Origin of the sequence: Vibrio zhanjiangensis (assembly GCF_030161235.1) — a bacterium.
Classification (GTDB): Bacteria; Pseudomonadota; Gammaproteobacteria; order Enterobacterales; family Vibrionaceae; genus Vibrio; species Vibrio zhanjiangensis.
Genome location: NZ_BSPW01000038.1, coordinates 24,277 through 42,142, shown reverse-complemented (window position 1 = coordinate 42,142; position 17,866 = coordinate 24,277). Strand labels below are relative to the sequence as shown.

Below are 17,866 nucleotides of genomic sequence, written 5' to 3'. Positions count from 1 at the left end.
GTTAACGTAATGACAAAGTCGCTTGGTAATTAAGGTACGACAGAATCGCTTGGTGATCACACAGGTTGCGCCTCAATTTGAAATGGCTCTGTGGACAACTCGGCAGAGTTATCGCTCGGCACTTGCTCGATTTCGACCAGTTCTACGACATTTTCAAACAACATATAGCCATGCGATGGCACCGTTTTGATAAATTTTTGCTCTTTACCGCTATCACCAAGCGCAACACGAAGCTGAGCAATACACTGAGTCAAGCTGTTTTCGGAAACGATTCGCTGTCCCCAAACTTTTTCAAATAACTCTTTCTTAGATACAACATTCCCTTGCTGGGCGATCAAAATCTCCAGCACTCGACACTCTGTTCCTTTGAGTTTTTTGGCACTCCGAGTTTTCACATGGACCAGTTGCTCTCTCGCAAGAGGGTACAACTGCCACAAAGATTCATAATTCATAAACGCTTAATTATTAAGTTTTCCAACAAAATTTCAGGATACAAACCCGAGCCCCCTGCTTTCCTTAAGCTTAGCCGCAACTGGCCTTTACACCCCATATTTCAGAGTTTGACACCACTCTATCTTGAAGCCACATAATAGAAAACGATAAATCGAGGGGTAAAAGTTATCTCCTGAAAAGGATACTTATTCTCTCAGTCGTCTTGATGGGATGACTCTACCAGTCACTTTCAGAGTACGATACTGATTAATATTATAAAAAACAATAGTCGAATATCCCACCCCGACATAAGCAACAACCACCTAAGCACTCAGACGCATTTGATCAATTTCCGTGCAAGCAACCCATTAGCGGCATGTGGTTTTCGTTAAGTATTTTGGAAGAATATCTTTTTAAATTAACAAGATAAAAACAGTGAATATGAAACACACCTTTGCATTAGAACAATAACTAAACTATGAGATATTTTTCTGGGGATCGTTCCCAAACAACACATTCTTACAAGAAGAAAATCAAGGAGGTAAGACCAGTTTTCTACATTTCTAACCCTGACAACATCATATCTTCAGGTGAAAACAGATGAAGCACAGTGAAATATCAACACACCCATCAATCAAACCTCTCGTTAAGAGCAAAAGGAAATCCATGTATGCAAATAAGATGGTTTTTATTTAACCATCTTAATTGCTAAACTTATCATCTAGAACTTAACCATTGCTTCCCTGTTAACTGGGATTTCAATTTTAGCCCTAAGTCCTTTAAATCATCCAAAATCAAGTATAAGCATGGCACCAAAATCAACGTGAGTAGAGTGGCGAATAACACCGCGAAACCCAAAGCCACTGCCATGGGAATGACAAACCTAGCTTGTAGACTGGTTTCAAACATAATAGGTAAAACGCCAGCAAATGTCGTAATAGACGTTAATATAATAGCTCTAAACCGAGCACATCCAGCCTCAATGACCGCCTGTTTAGTTGAACATCCCTGCTGCCTAACTTGATTTACATAATCAGTCAAAACCAGAGAATCATTGACCACCACCCCCGCGGCGGCAATAAGACCAAACGTTGACATCATACTCAAATCAATACCAAACCAGTAATGTCCCCAAATGGCACCAGTAAGACTGAATGGAATTACCGACATGATAATTAAAGGTTGAGTGTAACTCTTTAGCGGCACGGCAAGTAAAATGTAGACAATTATCATTCCGGCGACAAAGAAAATAATTTGCTCATCTTGTTGTGCTTGCTGCTCTTCAATTGAGCCACCCAACTCGCTTTTCACACCAGGATATTGAGCTAAAATGCTTGGCATAATACTGCCATTTACCTGCTCTACGACTTTATCTGGTTCAATGAGCTCCTCATCGATAGAGCCATAAACATAAACGCTACGAAACCCACCTTCACGACGAATGCTGCTAACTCCCGGCTGCTGAACAATATCAACGACATCACCTAACATCACCTTTTGCCCTTCGGGAGTCGTGATTAATGCGTACCGAAGCGATGCAAACGCTTCTCGAGTTAGCAGAGGGTAACGAACCATCACTCTAATTTCCTCTCCGTCTCTGATCATGCGTTGCGCTTCACCACCGTAGAAGCTTCCTCCAACCTGAGCACCAATATCGGACAAGTTGATACCCAAGTCATAGGCTACAGGCTTGAGTGAAAGTAAAACTTCCCTGCTTCCTGTGTCCATAGATGAGGAAATATCGAATAGTCCCTCCTGCTGCTGGAGCTCCCAAATCAGTGCCCTTCCCGCAGCATTGAGCGTTTCGATATCCGAGCCATACAGTAAGAACCCAAATTCATCCCCTTTCCCACTATCGTTTACGTTATCTGATACCGTCAGCATTTTCTTACCCGCAATATCAGGGATTGCCTCTCGCCATTGTCGAGCCAACTCAAAAGTGTTCAAAGGACGTATCTCTTCATCAACAAGCGCAATCACCATTAGGCCTTCCTTGCGACTTTGACTGAATGTGAGTATGTCTCGAATCATCTTTTGACCTGTTTGCTGCTCAATTTTTTGGTCAATATCTAACACGGTACGCTCAATGATCTTGAGTGCTTGAATCGTCTGCTCGCTGGAGACATTATCATTCATCACAAGTTTTATGCTGGGAAAATCGTGCGGTACTTTGGGGGAAGGAATGATCCGCACATAATTGCCCATTACTAACGCAATACTCAGCGCCAATATTGCACCAAAACCGGCCAACACGCTCCAACGCCAATATGTACAAACAGTTACACACTGGCGATATGGACCATTCACAAAGTCAAAAAACCTTTTGTTGAAACGGTCTCTCCAACTGCCTTCCTTTATTGGCGCAAACTTCGAATGGGCTAAATGCGCGGGTAAAATCAACTTAGATTCAATCAGGCTAAACACTAAGCAAAGAATGACGATTGCGGCAATCCCAAAAAAGAAGGCACTTTCAATACCTTTTGACATGAGGAAAGGCGCAAAAACAGCAATCGTTGTCAGGACTCCAAAGGTCGCAGGAGTGGCGACTCGTAATGTCCCTTTCACAACACTGTCTATCCCACTACCTTGTTTTTCTATTTCAGTGTAGGCACTTTCACCAATAACAATTGCATCATCCACCACGATCCCAAGTACCATGATAAAGGCAAATAAGGATACGATATTGATACTTACACCGATAAGTGGCATAAGCATGACCGCTCCCAAAAAGCAGACAGGTAAACCAATCATTACCCACATAGCAAGCTTGACACGAAGGAATAGGCTCAACATCAAAGCAACAAGTACCGCCCCCTGCAATAGGTTCTTTAACATCATGTCAAGACGAGCATTAAGATAATAGGTCATGTCGACTAATGTCTTTATCTTGAGATCAGCGGGAAGCTGCCGATTCTTTTGATCAATGTATGTTTTTACCGACTCAGCAACAGAGACCATGTTTTGATCTTTGGTGGCTTTGACAGAAAGGTATATCGCATTCTGGCCAGAATACTTGAAGTAACGTTCATTTTCTGTAAAGCCATCTTTAATCTTGGCGACATCTTGAAGCAGTACCTTTGCACCGTTTGCCCCAACTTTGACGGGGATTTGTCGAAATTCATCCCCTTTGTAATATTGGTTTTCAATTCTGACTGATATCAGACCGGCGTTGGTTCGAACTTCACCAGCAGAATAATTGGCGGAATAGTGTTGAATAGCACGACTTATATCGGCCAACGTCAAACCGTATTTACGCAGCATTTCAGGGGCAACTTCAATACCGATTTCGTAATCTGGAGCACTAAGATCAATCAAAGCAACATTGTCCAATTGCAGCAATTCATCTTCAATTTGCTTTGCTATTGGTTTTAGTTCCAATAATGAGCGCTCACCCACCAGCACCATTTCTATAACATCTTGCTGAAATTCATATTGATAAACCTGAATAGGCTCCATGCCTAACGGGAAGTTGGATATAGAGTCGACTTTTTGTTGCACCTTAACCAGTACATCCTCGACCTTGCGATCAACATCCACTTCTATTTCTATAGAACCACTTCCACGATAGCTTGTTGATATTGCACTTTTGATTCCGGATACATTTTTCAAAGACTCCTCAATTTTAATCAGAATACTTTCTTCAATTTCCTGAGGAGAGGCCCCTGGGTACTGGACATTGACGTTAATATAATTAACCTCAAGATTGGGAAACATCTGTCTTTGAATAAAAAAGAAACTCACTGTACCAACAATCAGAACAAACACCATAAGAAGATTGGCAGCGACCGGGTTATGTGCAAAGTAGGCAATTAAGCCTGTGTGTTTTCTAACATCCATGTCACTAACCCTATTGTTTCAACGGATTATCTAGAACGCTGAGTTGAACACGAGTACCTTGTTGTGGATACTCTGGCACAGTCAACACAAGGCGATCATTGTCTTTAAGGCCTTCATTAATAAGCATAAATTCTTTTTCAGCCCTTAATACATTGACAATGCGAGGCTCAAGTTCATCATTTTCGTTCACAACCCATACTTGACGATTATTCACCAACTCTTGCGGTAACCTATATATGTGTTTTAACCGTTTACCGACAAACTGAACTTCCACGTAAGAGCCAAACTTAAGCGGAGCTTCATTGGAAACCAATGCATAGGGATCATTCACTTTAACGACCAAACTCGTCATTCGCGTCGCACTGTCGATAACCCCCAAATCCCGTTCGATATTTCCCTCACGCTCAACAGTTACTACGCCTTCTCTGATCACTTTAGCAATCACTTGAGAATAATCTTCGGGAAGAAAAACACTGTCAAAACCCGCAATCGGTATATGAATCTCAGCAGTTGCAAGGTTATTTAATGTCGCAACACGAGTGCCTGCCGCAATATATTGTCCAACACCAATTTCTCGCTCTACAACCAAAGCATCATAGGGCGCTACCACGCGACAATTGGCAAGGTCTCGTTGTGCTTTTTTAAGTGATGCGGTAGCAAACTTAACCTGAGCTTGTGCACTCAGCACCTGAGGTTTGCGCAGATATAAATCCGTTACTTGGCTAGCAGGGAGTTTTTTTGCTTGACGCTTTGCGACTTCTGCTTTGGCATTTTCTTCTATTAACGCCGCTTGAGCATTCGCCAAAGCAGCCTCTGCCTGAAGGACAGCAGCATAGTAATTTTCACTCTCAATCGAAAATAAGGTTTCACCCTTTTTGACAATACCACCTGCGACAAAACTCGGATGCCAGCTCATCACTTCGCCTGAAACTTGAGCTGAAAGTTGAGTCACCTCAACAGGGCTAACCTCACCATGACTGGTAATCACAACATTATGATCGCTAGAGCGTAGAGGAGAGACTTTAACAGTCAGAGGTTTATCATCAGGCTTAGTGGCTAACCCTCCCGCATTACTTGACGAGATAGCACTATAGCCTCCATAGGCAACTGCCAATATGATAATAGGAAGGCACCAACGCAACCGCTCCACTCTCATATATAATCCTTTTCAAACATGAATACCGTTTTTATACGGACAAAATACAAATAAGCTACCAATAGTATACGAACAAATAGAATCATTAATATTTATGTTTCCATTTGATGACTCAGCTAACAAATATGAAAATTATTGCTTATTTTTTATAAAGAATAATAACTTACAATAAATTGAGCTTTTAAAAAACTATCTATGATGAGACACAATAACTGAAGTTAGCTAACTGAGATAAAAGACCAGATTGAAAAACGCTCACACTTATTATTGACCTCAAGTAAGGTTGAGCTCTTAGGTTTGGGTCTTTTCCACTAACAAAAGGCTAACAATGAACACATTAATCCTATTCTCAAGTGCAAATCAAACAGGCAACACAGCAAAAACTATTAACAAGATAAAAGCTGATCATAGGTGTGAAATTGTTGATATTAACTCTCTGAACATCACACCATATCGCTATGATAATCAGTATCCCGATGATGATTTTTATTGCTTGCTCGATAAGATAGATTGTGCAGACAATATCGTATTCGCCTCACCAGTCTATTGGTACTCGGTCACTGCACCAATGAAAAACCTTATTGACCGTATGACGGAAATTGGTGAATCCGACAAACTCAAAGAGCGAACAAATATGCTTATATCAAAGCGAGGGTTTGTTGTATCAAGCTCCGGAAATCGTAGAATTTGTCCCGTATTTAGAGCATTTTTCAGTGAGTTTTTTGACTATAACAAGATCGAGTACGTAGCCACTCTTCATGCAAGTAATCGTAATGGTTATCAGATCAGTAGCAAGGAAATTGAACAGTTTAATTGCGCGTTAAATGGCAGAAAGATCACCGATTAATCGAGGTTAACCGGACTGGCAAAGCGTCCTTAGTGCAAACCGTTTTTCGGCCATCACAACAGGCAGAACCTGACATTTGCTTGGCTCGATACATAGCTTCGTCTGCAAGATTAACCAATACTTCCTTGTTCCTTGTATGGTCAGGGAAGTAACTCACTCCAATACTAGCCCCTACCTTTAAGGTTCGACCATTAAACTCGATAGGCAGACTGATGGCATCCAGCAATTGTTGTGCCTTGGCTGAGACAATTTCAAAATCTTGAAGCAAATCAAGGCAAATAACAAATTCATCTCCTCCTAAACGGCACGCAAAATCTGATTCTCGTACTGCCATAAGAATTCGATTAGAGACTTCAACTAAAATCGCATCACCAGCATCATGACCAAATGTATCGTTAATTGATTTGAACTCATCAAGGTCGATAAAAAATATCGCAAGTTTGCAACTCGTCCGATTTGCCTTAACGATAGCACTTTCTAAAGCTTTATCGAACGCTCTGCGATTCATTAAATTAGTCAAAGGGTCATGCTCAGATAGAAAAATCAATTGTTCTTGTTTGTTCATTAGTTGTTTTGTTTGACGTTTAACTTCATCTTCCAATTCTTGTTTCGTCACCGTAGTATCACGAAGAGAAATCGTCATTTCATTGAAAAAACGAGCCATTCTACGAAACTCGACATCCATACCAACGGCATCAACTTTCGCATCGAGATTACCGTCAGCAAGATTTACAATGGCCTTTTGCATCACTTCGGCATCAGCTTTAAATCGAAACGAAATCAACCAAGCAGTCGCGCTTACTAGAATAGAACAAATAATTAACCAAGCAGCCGCATAGACCATGACGTTATGGATGTTATCAGCATTGCGGTTCAACGCTGACTTGTGCACATACACCAACTCTTCCGTCATATTTTGCACAATCATATTGTACCTAGAGTGAAGAAATTCTAAGGAATTAATGTTCTCAGATTGCCCCCCTTCTAAGCCATCTTCCTTAGCGAGGTAGAATTGTATTTCTTTGGTTAATAAAGCATTCAAGCTAGAGTTCATCCTCTGAATATTGCCCAGTTGGTTGTTGTTTTTTTTATACTTTGCTAGCTTATTGGAAAGTTCGGTTTGAGCCAGCTCAACCTGACTTAAGCTTAATTCATCACCAAACTGCAAAAAAAACCATAACTGGCTTCTGAGCAAATCCACCGAAAGTTGAAGATCAATAATTTGATCCAGCTCTCCTTTAGTTTCTCTCTGCTCTGCAGCCACTCTCGTAAAAGAAATAATGATGAATAATGTCAACATTAAGGTCGTCGTTGATAAGACAAACAGCTTCTTAAACAGTGAATTCAACATAGCTCAGTCTCTCAACGCAGTTATTTGCTGGAAGGGTTGTTCATAAAACAATTCTCTAAAATCAGGCTGTTGATTTTTAACTAAACCCTCTTTTAACGCCCATCTTGCCTGTAGTTGCAAATTTGATAAGAGCGAATTTCCCAAAGACAAACGAAAAACGTAATCTTCCCACGACCATTTGACTTGATTCAGTGGAATATTCAATCTCTTGGCAATGAGTCTTGAAGCCTCATCAGGATGAGCGTTGATCCAATCCACTGCTTCATCAAGAGCGTTCAGGAGATGAACTGGCTCTTGTCCCGCGAATTCCAAGTAAGGCGCTGTCGATAACAAATTGAATGAATGCTGATAAATCCCCGGGGTGCCGAGATTTCTTACCGTTGAGGCTGACTGAATATCGGCCTTATATCCCATAGGCTCCCAAGCAGAAATTGCGTCAACACTAAACGACAATAATGCGGGGACAAGTTCATGAGGCTGCAAATACACTTTCTCAACATTGAGAGCTTTGTAGTTATTTGCAACTAACACAGAATCAAAATAAAACTCACTCGCACTCCCTTTTACTACCCCGACTCTTTTGTCCTCAAGCTGACCTACCTCACTGATACCAGTAGGAGTTAATGTCAAAAGCTTTAGGTCATTATCCGATTCAACAAAGCTAACTAGGAGTGCCAAATCGCTCTGATTGAAACTTTGGTACATCACAACAGATTCAGACGCTGTCGCATATTCTACATCACGACTTAACATCAGCTGAGTACAGGCTGTGCCGCTTGCACACGGAAACAAAACGACATTTAATCCGTGTTCTTCAAACAAACCTAAATGCTCTGCTACTAAGAAAGGCGACGCTAATGGAGTCAAAGACACTCCCACTCTTATTTCAGGTATAGGAGAGTCCTTATGCCAAATATGTTGACTAAAACTTAAGGTGGCAGCGATGAATGCAATAACGCAGAGTAGGGCTGCCACAAAACCTCTCCTAGCCAGTAACATAAAATTGCTCTCCAATAGTTAAGACCAACATTTCATATAAACTTAGCGTATGGATTTGTGATCTTTAGTGATAAGAGAAGCTTTTACAGATTTCAGCGCATGTCTTTATTGTTTGCGTGAATCGAATCACACAAAACACTAACAATCTAGTTACAAATCGTATGGAGCCATGATTTGATGTTGTTCTTTATTAAACACAGCGAAGCAATTAAACTATGAAAGTACTGATTTTTGGTGGTAATGGCGGGATAGGACGCTCTTTGTGTCAGAACCTTATGAGCAGGTACACAGACATCGACTTGCACGCCACTTATCACATCAAAAAACCAGAGGATCTTTCGGATAATATTACTTGGCATCACGTCGATATCACCACCGAAGCCGCAATAAAAAATCTCGCTTCTCAATTTTCAGTTCTCGATTTGCTCATCAACACGGTCGGGGTTTTACACACACCAAACCATGGTCCGGAAAAAAGTCTTCCGTCTTGTCAGACTGACTTTTTCTTGCATAATATGGCCGTAAACGCACTGCCTACTCTAATGATGGCCAAACATTTTGCTTCGAGCTTGCGCGTAAGCAACCAACCTAAATTTGCTACCCTATCGGCCAAAGTCGGCAGTATAAAGGACAACCGATTAGGGGGATGGTACAGTTATCGTTCATCTAAAGCAGCGCTAAATATGCTGATAAAAAACATTAGTATTGAGTGGGCAAGGCATATGCCCAAAGCTTGCATATTGTCTATACACCCAGGAACAACGGATACTGCTTTGTCACGTCCTTTTCAAGCCAATGTTCCACCACAAAAGCTATTTAGCCCAGACAAAGTGGCAGACGATATTCTGTCTCTTATTGAGCGAGCAACACCTGAATGCAGTGGACGCTTTTTTGCTTACGATGGACAAGAGCTTCCATGGTAGAATGCGCCGGCTTAACCTAACCGTTGCTGAGGAAAATCAATGGAAGAAATCTATTTTGCTGGTGGCTGCCTATGGGGAGTTCAAGAGTTTATCAGGCACCTCCCGGGAGTTATTTCCACTGAGGCAGGACGAGCCAATGGCGTCAATACAGATACCAAAGGTGAATATGACGGGTACGCGGAATGTGTACGAACTCAATTTGACCCTCAAACAACCAGTGTTGAACAATTGATGGCCCAATTTTTCGAGATCATTAATCCTTTTAGTTTGAATCAGCAAGGGCAAGATGTTGGCAAGAAATACCGTACAGGTGTCTACAGCCAAAGCAAGGCGCACCTCGATAAAGCGAAACACTTTATTGACCTCCACCCAAGCAGCAAGAAAATTGTCGTCGAAGTCCTGCCACTGTCCAATTATGTCAAAAGCGACCCAGAACATCAGGATCGCCTTACCCATTACCCAGAGGATTATTGTCACATTCCTTCGTCGTTACTACACAAATACAAACAGTAATCCAGTCACACCTCTTTGTATTTTACTCATACTCAATGATGTGAGCCCCGTATTTGACAATAAATACGGTTGTGAATACTTGGCTCGACCATAACTACTCGACAAGCAAAAAGCGTCCACTTATCGCTGGCACTCTCAATTGCATAGAATCCGTGGTCAGATTTACTATCTCACTGGTTAAAAGATCGCGAAAACCATGGGAGTTGCTCAAGCTACTCATGTCAATGGTGAAAGTTCGGTCAGAATTTGATGTGTTAAGCACATACAAAATTCTCTGGTTTCCATAGGTTTTGAGATCCGCATATAAATGGTCGTCTAACCAGAGATTGCGCCGCTGTCCGGCATAAAGCGCAGGGTAGTGGCTACGCAGAGACATTAACTTGGTAAAATACTGTTTTATGTCTTGCTGGTCAGCTGAAAGTACTGCATCTGCCACATTGTCTATTTTGGCACTTGAGCGTGCAACGTGATCATCACATAAACCTTGCAAGGCACAATCAGATGTGATTTTTTCAGCAAAACCCGCCACTTCATCGCCAATTTCTTCACCATAGTAGACGGTTATGGGACCAGAGTAGGCCGCAAGAAAACTTAAAGCCGCTTTATGCCTTTTAACGGCATCACCAAGTCCTCCGCGTTGAATCAGATCACCAAAACGAACCAAATCATGATTTCCTAACATAAGATTAGGCATGGCATGATAAGGGGATTTGGAGCGACTGTTCCAGGCGGCATCGAGTGCTCGAGCACTACTGCTTGCGCCCGATTCTTCAACCGCTAAAGCTTGAACTATTCCGTAGCGCAAGGGAAAGTTAAACGCAGAAGAAAGTCCCGGTTTTACATCGCTACCATAAGCAGTGGCCGTAATCTCATCGGCACCTTGCCACACTTCACCGACCATATAACCTAAGATCCCCCATTCTTTCCCAGCTTGTCTATTTTCCTCAGAGGCTTGCTCCACTGCACTACGGATACGATGCCACGTATCTAGTGGAACCTGATAGGATTGATCTAGCCTCCAACCGTCAATGCCATACTCTTTTATCCAGTATGTGGCCACTTCGGTAAAAAACGCCTCACTCGCTACATCAGGATAAATAACGTAGGTTCCTGGATAGCCTTGCTCGGTTTTTAGATGTGGTAATTTGCCTGTTGGAGATGGTTTTACACCCACTAGATTGGCATGACCAAACACACCATCCAAAAATACATATAACCCTCTTGCGTGAGCTTTATCTACCAGCTCTCTTAATTTGTCATTGCTACCAAACTTAGGCTCCACATTAAAGTAATCACAAGCAAAGTAGCCTGTCGCATCCAAGCGTTCATCACCCGCTTGCCCAGCACACGAATCAAACACTGGTGTTAGCCACAATGCATTGACATTGAGGCTTGCAATGTAATCTAAGCTGTTTATCACACCCTGTATGTCGCCGTTATGATGTGAGTTACCATAACCCACACCATAGTTGCGTGCAGGATCACCATCAACAAACGCCTCGACCATCACCTGATAGATTCGCAGGTTACATGCCTCATCATCATCTTGGTAGCAGGCATAGTCACGATTTGTATCCACCACTGACGCCAAAAGAAGATTCGGCTCAGAAGCATTGAGTGAAAAATGATGCAAACCCTGATTGCTGATTATGACTTTAATATTGCCGTTTTCGCCTTTTTCAAAGGCAATCGAGTCATTAAAAGTGGTCAGTGCATCAAACCCAATATTAACTTCACTCCAGTCCAATGAGGCAAATTTAAACTCATACACACCAGGAGTGAGATAAGCATCAAAGCGATATATGCCTTCACCTTGATAGTGCATTTCATCGCTCACCGCCCAATCATTCATTGAACCTCTTAGATACAATTTTGTTGAGCCAAATGGCGCTATGTCTTTCGGTTTGCTGATTACATTTAAGCCCAGTCCCTGCTCTCCCATCTGTGCCTGAACAAATACCGCTGCGGTTAAAGGAGGCACAGTGAAAGCACCATCTTCAAACGTAGCCTGTTTCACCGTGGCATCGTAGGAATTGACAAGCACTGGATGCAGCTCAAAATACTTTGCTTGCTGAATAAGAAAAGTTTGCTCCGACACATTGGCGTTAATCGCAACCACCAAAGCATCGACTTTATTGTCTATATCAGGGCCAGCATGAATACCATCGTCAATTGACATCACGATCATACCCGGTAATGTATTTGGCCCCGTATTGTGAAACCGAACACGCTTTAGGATATGTTCTTCACTGACCAAACGCAGCAAAGGCGAGGTAGCGCGAATCTTAAGTAATTCTTTAAATACTTCATCAGTCCAAATAATATTTTCTGGCGTCACCACTGTATTAGGGTTTGCAATAACGGAACGAATAGCATTCCAATTGGCAAGATCTTTGTCTGCGCGAGGCAAACCTATATTCCAGTTATTGGTTTGCTTACTAAAATCAACTTGGTTATACCAATCACCACTATCGTAACTGTCTCGATCCATGGATTTTGAGCGCAGAAGCTCAGACCCCATGTGCAAGAAAGGGACTCCTTGTCCTAACATGACCGTTGAAAGGCCAATTATTTGCATACGGGCGCGATCGGCTGGACTCACCCAACTGTCCGTTTTATATTGATTAAAATCCCAAAGAGTCTGGTTGTCGTGTTTTGAAACATAGTTTATCGATTCCTGAGGATCGAACGTATAAGCCGCTCCCTGCCCTCCGTATTGATAATCTCGACCATAGACAGTTGCTCCGCTGTATGTTTCTAGTGGGTAGTTTTGCAAGTTGCCCGCCATGCCATAGCGAATCAAATCCATCTTCGATTTGAGTGCATCACTAAATCGACTACCCGCATTGGCAAAGCCGGGATGTTCAAGTAGTGCATCACCGCTATCAAATGGTCCACCACCGCGAACAGCATCACGCAGTCGATCGTTATACGTTCCTATCCCAGTCCCAGCCATAGGCCATTGAGTCGCATTTTGGCCACGTTGACCATTAGCGACTTCACCAAAATTCCAGCCTTCACCATAAAACCAAGTATCATGATCGACCTGCTTAGTTTGCTCATAAACATGAAGCATAGTTGATTTCATCAAGTGGCCCATCAAGTCAAACCGAAAACCATCTATTTTGTAATCTTGGGCCCACATGACAATGCTATCTGTCACTAACTTCTCAAACATACGATGTTCTGAAGCCGTGTTATCACAGCATGTCGAGTTTTCAACGGCCCCTGTTATGGGATTAAGACGGTGGTAGTAACCGGGAACCACTTTATCGAGAACAGAATCATCAGACAGTCCTGAGGCATAAGTATGGTTGTACACTACATCCTGAACGACCCTAAACCCCATTTGATGAAGCTTTTGTATCATTTGACGATATTCTCGAATACGCGCAACGCCATCACTATCCACAGCATAACTACCTTCTGGAACATTATAATGCAGTGGATCATAGCCCCAGTTAAAGCCATCAAGAGAGCGAATCTCAGCGAATAACTCCTGCGCTTGCCCACTGCTTGGCTCAGTTTGCTTGAGCAATGAGGCAATGGATACATGACGAGGTGTACCATTAAGGCATAAATTGGATTGAGGTCTAATACTACAAAGTTTTCCTACTGTATCTGTAATATTGACTGTTTTTTCATCCTCTTCTGGTATAGAGGCAAGGTCATAAGTGGGCAAAAGATGAATGGTCGTCAGCCCCGCTTGTCTTAGTGACGCTAGTTGCTTAACGCTGTCTCTTTCATTCTCCAAAAAGGCGAGGTATTTGCCATTGTTAGCTTGATTACCTTGCTTGTCACTCGCACTAAAATCACGCACATGAAGCTCGTAGATAATATTATCTTCTGGATAGGCAAGCTCAGGAATATCCTGATTATCCCAACCAGCAGGCTTAGTTTCATGGTCGTTTAGGTCAACGAGTTGTGAATATAAGCTAGAAGTACTTAATGACAATGAGTATGGATCTGTCACTGTCATCCATTCAACGCGATCGGTATGGGGATGAAATGCGTTCACACGATACCGATAAAACACATTTTTTAGCGATGCTTCTCCTTGAAAGCGCCAGATTCCGCTAGAGGTATCCAGTGTCATATCATAGGAAGAGTGAAGCAGTGGTGCTTTATCTTGATCAAATAACTGCAGCTCGACTTTCTTAGCCGTCGGAGCCCAAAGGGCAAAAAGGGCACGATCACCTTGAATCCAACTACCCAACTTGGCCTCGTCAGCATCATTTGATCCTGTTGTATACAAGTCGTCGATAACACCTGGGATTTGCAATCGCGTGGCAGCCAGAACTTGGTCTTGCCTATCCAGAGCAACAGCGATGAGTTGTGTTTTAAGTAAAGCCTTGGCGCTTTGGGGGGCAATATTAAGTTCAAAACCCATACGGCCATTAAGATGAGGAAATTTAGTGTTATCTATAACATCCGCTGGTTCAAGATCATATTTTGCAAACTCTTGCGGCTGACCAATATTTCCCTGCCCCTCTTCGCGGCTCCAAATTTGATAACGAGCAGCATTGCGGTTATCAAACCAAGCAATCGAGTTGAGATCAAGCCAATGTGCAGCGGCACCGTCAATCTTTACTCTCTGTGGAGCGTCTGAGGAATAATTGAGAATGGCACTTCCATGTTGGGTATACACAATATTACCTTTATCAAACTCAACATTTAGATCCTCATTACCCAGTGCCTTTTCATTTCCTTTGTGAAGGATAAAGTTCATACATGGACCAAACCCTGATTTCAGCGGTACCACAAACTGAGCTCCATGGTTTGGATCAATCCCTTTCCACAATAATGGATGAGTCCAGCTAATATCAGCTAGCGTATCGCCAGAGACCGAATCACACGACACGCTATTCCATAGATGCAGCCCCCAGCGGTCATAATCGTTATCATCGCGTTTGTAGTAGATTGTGGCGTGTTCGTAGACGGTATCTGGCTCGAGTGAGCCACCAGTATTCGATGGACCAAAGGTTGAACTCTCGCCAAAATACGTTTCGAGTGCCTGCCCCTCTGGGGAGTCATCACAACCCGCTAGTAAACCAATCGTCACTGTCACTAAGCACAGCTTTGTTCGCTTGAATTTCATTCATGTTCCCACTGATTATTTGTGTTATTGAGTTAATAACCGTGTTGACCAAATTCGTTATCTTCAAGCTCACGTTATCTTCATCAGTACGTAAATTCCTTCCTCCCATACTAAGAACGAGTAGGGCGTAGAAAAGGGGGAGGAGAAATCAAAACAATATCTACTTCACAAATATATCTTAAGTGGTGATCATAAAATTACTGAATAAGTCGGCAAATAGTGAGAAATCTAACGATCCGTACCAACACATAAATAGCCTGTGTAGAATTCCAACAAACCATAAAATTACTAAAAATTAGATCTTTAACCTAAAAGTTAACGCTTATCGTTTGTTATGCCTATGCTCCCAGACCACTCCTCTGGATGAGTTAGCATGGTTTTTCCTTCAAAAACCTCTGCTCTGATGTCTTGGGGATTGTATATGGCGCACGATTTCATCGACAAACAGCCACAGCCAATACAGCTTCCCAAATCCTTTTGCAGCGCTTCTAGCTGACGAATACGATGCGTAAGTAAATCATACCAACTCGAAGCCATTTTATCCCATTGCTCTCGAGAGGGCGCGTGATGTTTTGGCAAATAAGATAGCGACTGATTTATCTCTTCCAGAGTCAACCCAACTTCTTGAGCGGCTTTAATCACAGCAAGTCTGCGCAATACATCACGGTGATACCGGCGCTGGTTGCCTTGATTTCGCCAACTTGAAATCAATCCTTTTTGCTCATAAAAATGCAAGGTCGACACTTTCACACCTGCTCGTTTCGCTACTTCACCAACCGTCATTTCCATACTGTTTCATCCGCTGTCATCAACCCTATTAAAAAGTTCAACATCATAAAAAAATCCTACGCTAGTCTGAGATATTAACATAGTGACGAACTTAATTTTCTCCAATACAAAAACTAAGAAAACCAAGGACCTTGTTTACAAATAAAGCCAATGTCTGAAAAATCACGCTTGCAAATAGGGGGAACTGGCAACTTTAGCCTAGATTTAAAAGTAGACGACAAAAGTTTGAACTAGGAGTGTAAAGATGTTGGGCAATGTTACGGACAGACTCAGTCAGTTACCACCGTGGCAACGGTTCACTTTGCTCACAATTTGTGTAGCACCTGGAGCCATATTCCTGATTAAAGCAAATGCCTGGGTTGGCCTAATACTATTAGCAATATACCATTGCCTGATACTTATCATCATTGGCACTTTCACCCAAGTACTCAACCAAGTTAAACAAGCCGCTCTCCAACTCTCTGAGGGAGATTTGACCATTAGAATATCCATGGCTCAATCTAAAGGCCCTTCTCTCTTCCATACAGTCAATCGAATAGGTGAAGATATTTCACGGACCATCCACGCGCTAAGAAAGTCGACCTCAAAACTATTAGAAGTGGCACAAACTGTTCAAAAAGATTCCGAACTTTCACAAAATGGGGCAATTGAACAAAAACAAGATGTTGATAAAGCCCAATCAAATATCACTCAACTGTTTGATATTGCTCAGCAAGTCTCAGAATACTGTGAATCCACCGCTTTGTTAGCTAGAGAAGCAAAAAGTAAATCAGAGCAAGGCACTAGAGATATGGTTGCCTTAGAGAATGCCCTAGACAATGCTCATCAGCACATCGATAGCTCTAACGAGCACTTTCAATCACTGATGGAAGAAACCGTACAAATCAGCCAAGTCATGGACACCATAAGCAGTATCGCTGAGCAAACCAATCTCCTCGCGCTCAATGCGGCCATTGAAAGTGCTCGGGCAGGTGAACAAGGACGAGGCTTTGCCGTCGTCGCCGATGAAGTCAGAAAATTGGCGATGCGCACACAAGAAGCGACAGAGGAAATCAGAAATAAAATTAGCAACTTACAGCTTAAAACTGACGATGTTTTGGAAACAATGAAACAAAACAAATCCAGTATGGATAAATCGCTAGAACTTGCGACGACAGCAGAAAACACATTTAAAGAATTAAATCGGCAGATCGATGAAGTGTACACATATGGTCAGAAAATCACGAGCTCTTCTGAATCCCAGCTTAGACAAACACAAGATTTGAATGACTGTCTTCAGCAAGTTGCTTCAGAAGCCGACAAAAACGTCAAATCAACCAGAGAAACTCTCAGAGTGAGTTTTATGGTGCGCAACTTATCTGGTGAAATCAATTCGCTACTGCATAGATTTGGCACTGATCAAAATCAAATCGATCATGAAGATAGTCAACGGGATAAATTGATGGTTTGGAATGATCAATTAGATATCGGACTCAATGAAATTAACCGCCAGCATCAGACTTTGCTGCATTTAGTCAATGAACTTCATCACCTACTGAAGCACGGTTATGGCCTTGCTGCAATTAAGCGTGTCGTACAAGGCCTGATTGATTATACAGCCAATCACTTTAAATATGAGGAGATTTTATTCGGTCAAATTGGCTATCAGCAGACCAACGAACATATCAAAAAGCACAACCAATTGGTTGAGCGCGCGCTCGACTTCCAAAAACGAGTCGAGCATGGTGAAGACATCGGTGACGAACTGATGCAATTTTTAAAAAACTGGTTAAACCAACACATTATGATCGAAGATAAAGCCTATGCTGACGCATTCAAACAACATGGGCTTGAATGATTTATGCAGTTTTATCGCATCTGTACTTAGAAGTCTTGCACCTTGTTGTACAACGAGTTCGCCACACTCGGTGGCGAGTCAAAA

11 protein-coding genes are annotated in these 17,866 nt (G+C 42.3%); 4 read left to right on the top strand and 7 right to left on the bottom strand.

Going from position 1 to position 17,866, the window contains the following annotated elements; translation table 11 throughout:
* Window positions 1-56 precede the first annotated feature (56 nt).
* From QQK21_RS10805 to QQK21_RS10795, 3 genes are all read right to left on the bottom strand, one after another.
* Window positions 57-452 carry a winged helix-turn-helix domain-containing protein gene (locus QQK21_RS10805; RefSeq protein ID WP_284192204.1) on the bottom strand — a complete coding sequence of 132 codons (396 nt, stop codon included), beginning with the start codon at window positions 450-452 and terminating at the stop codon, window positions 57-59.
* A 697-nt stretch (window positions 453-1,149) separates the two neighbouring features.
* A complete protein-coding gene (locus tag QQK21_RS10800) occupies window positions 1,150-4,269 on the bottom strand; it encodes an efflux RND transporter permease subunit (RefSeq protein WP_284192203.1) in 3,120 nt (1,039 codons plus the stop codon).
* Window positions 4,270-4,279: 10 nt separating this feature from the next.
* Window positions 4,280-5,425, bottom strand: a complete 1,146-nt coding sequence (locus QQK21_RS10795) for an efflux RND transporter periplasmic adaptor subunit (protein ID WP_284192202.1) — start codon at window positions 5,423-5,425, stop codon at window positions 4,280-4,282.
* Window positions 5,426-5,753: 328 nt separating this feature from the next.
* Between QQK21_RS10795 and QQK21_RS10790 the strand changes: the two genes are divergently transcribed.
* Window positions 5,754-6,272, top strand: coding sequence for a flavodoxin family protein (locus QQK21_RS10790; RefSeq protein ID WP_284192201.1), 519 nt, complete (start codon window positions 5,754-5,756; stop codon window positions 6,270-6,272).
* On the opposite strand, the gene QQK21_RS10785 is transcribed toward QQK21_RS10790, so the two are convergent.
* The gene (locus QQK21_RS10785; RefSeq protein ID WP_284192200.1) at window positions 6,262-7,623 is read right to left on the bottom strand and encodes a diguanylate cyclase domain-containing protein; all 1,362 of its coding nucleotides are present in this window, start codon (window positions 7,621-7,623) and stop codon (window positions 6,262-6,264) included. The two genes, QQK21_RS10790 and QQK21_RS10785, sit on opposite strands and share 11 nt — an antisense overlap.
* Window positions 7,624-7,626: 3 nt before the next feature.
* Window positions 7,627-8,622, bottom strand: coding sequence for an ABC transporter substrate-binding protein (locus QQK21_RS10780; protein WP_431313109.1), 996 nt, complete (start codon window positions 8,620-8,622; stop codon window positions 7,627-7,629).
* 215 nt (window positions 8,623-8,837) lie between these two features.
* Here QQK21_RS10780 and QQK21_RS10775 point away from each other — a divergent pair, with 215 nt between their 5' ends.
* The gene (locus QQK21_RS10775; RefSeq protein WP_284192198.1) at window positions 8,838-9,545 is read left to right on the top strand and encodes an SDR family oxidoreductase; all 708 of its coding nucleotides are present in this window, start codon (window positions 8,838-8,840) and stop codon (window positions 9,543-9,545) included.
* A 39-nt stretch (window positions 9,546-9,584) separates the two neighbouring features.
* Window positions 9,585-10,058: a peptide-methionine (S)-S-oxide reductase gene (locus QQK21_RS10770; protein WP_284192197.1), complete on the top strand. Its 474-nt coding sequence runs from the start codon at window positions 9,585-9,587 to the stop codon at window positions 10,056-10,058.
* Window positions 10,059-10,152: 94 nt separating this feature from the next.
* Here QQK21_RS10770 and pulA read toward each other — a convergent pair whose 3' ends face one another.
* Both pulA and soxR read right to left on the bottom strand, forming a co-directional pair.
* Window positions 10,153-15,156 (bottom strand): pullulanase-type alpha-1,6-glucosidase, encoded by a 5,004-nt coding sequence (gene pulA / locus QQK21_RS10765; RefSeq protein WP_284192196.1) that lies wholly within the window; start codon window positions 15,154-15,156, stop codon window positions 10,153-10,155.
* 315 nt (window positions 15,157-15,471) lie between these two features.
* Window positions 15,472-15,945 (bottom strand): redox-sensitive transcriptional activator SoxR, encoded by a 474-nt coding sequence (gene soxR, locus QQK21_RS10760; protein ID WP_284192195.1) that lies wholly within the window; start codon window positions 15,943-15,945, stop codon window positions 15,472-15,474.
* Window positions 15,946-16,189: 244 nt separating this feature from the next.
* On the opposite strand from soxR, the gene QQK21_RS10755 reads away from it, so the two are divergent.
* Window positions 16,190-17,782 carry a bacteriohemerythrin gene (locus QQK21_RS10755; RefSeq protein ID WP_284192194.1) on the top strand — a complete coding sequence of 531 codons (1,593 nt, stop codon included), beginning with the start codon at window positions 16,190-16,192 and terminating at the stop codon, window positions 17,780-17,782.
* The last annotated feature ends 84 nt before the right edge of the window (window positions 17,783-17,866 follow it).

Coding starts and splice junctions, on each gene's coding strand:
- QQK21_RS10805 (WP_284192204.1), bottom strand. CDS start 452: ATGAATTATGAATCTTTGTGGCAGTTGTACCCTCTTGCGAGAGAGCAA.
- QQK21_RS10800 (WP_284192203.1), bottom strand. CDS start 4,269: ATGGATGTTAGAAAACACACAGGCTTAATTGCCTACTTTGCACATAAC.
- QQK21_RS10795 (WP_284192202.1), bottom strand. CDS start 5,425: ATGAGAGTGGAGCGGTTGCGTTGGTGCCTTCCTATTATCATATTGGCA.
- QQK21_RS10790 (WP_284192201.1), top strand. CDS start 5,754: ATGAACACATTAATCCTATTCTCAAGTGCAAATCAAACAGGCAACACA.
- QQK21_RS10785 (WP_284192200.1), bottom strand. CDS start 7,623: ATGTTGAATTCACTGTTTAAGAAGCTGTTTGTCTTATCAACGACGACC.
- QQK21_RS10780 (WP_431313109.1), bottom strand. CDS start 8,622: ATGTTACTGGCTAGGAGAGGTTTTGTGGCAGCCCTACTCTGCGTTATT.
- QQK21_RS10775 (WP_284192198.1), top strand. CDS start 8,838: ATGAAAGTACTGATTTTTGGTGGTAATGGCGGGATAGGACGCTCTTTG.
- QQK21_RS10770 (WP_284192197.1), top strand. CDS start 9,585: ATGGAAGAAATCTATTTTGCTGGTGGCTGCCTATGGGGAGTTCAAGAG.
- pulA (WP_284192196.1), bottom strand. CDS start 15,156: ATGAAATTCAAGCGAACAAAGCTGTGCTTAGTGACAGTGACGATTGGT.
- soxR (WP_284192195.1), bottom strand. CDS start 15,945: ATGGAAATGACGGTTGGTGAAGTAGCGAAACGAGCAGGTGTGAAAGTG.
- QQK21_RS10755 (WP_284192194.1), top strand. CDS start 16,190: ATGTTGGGCAATGTTACGGACAGACTCAGTCAGTTACCACCGTGGCAA.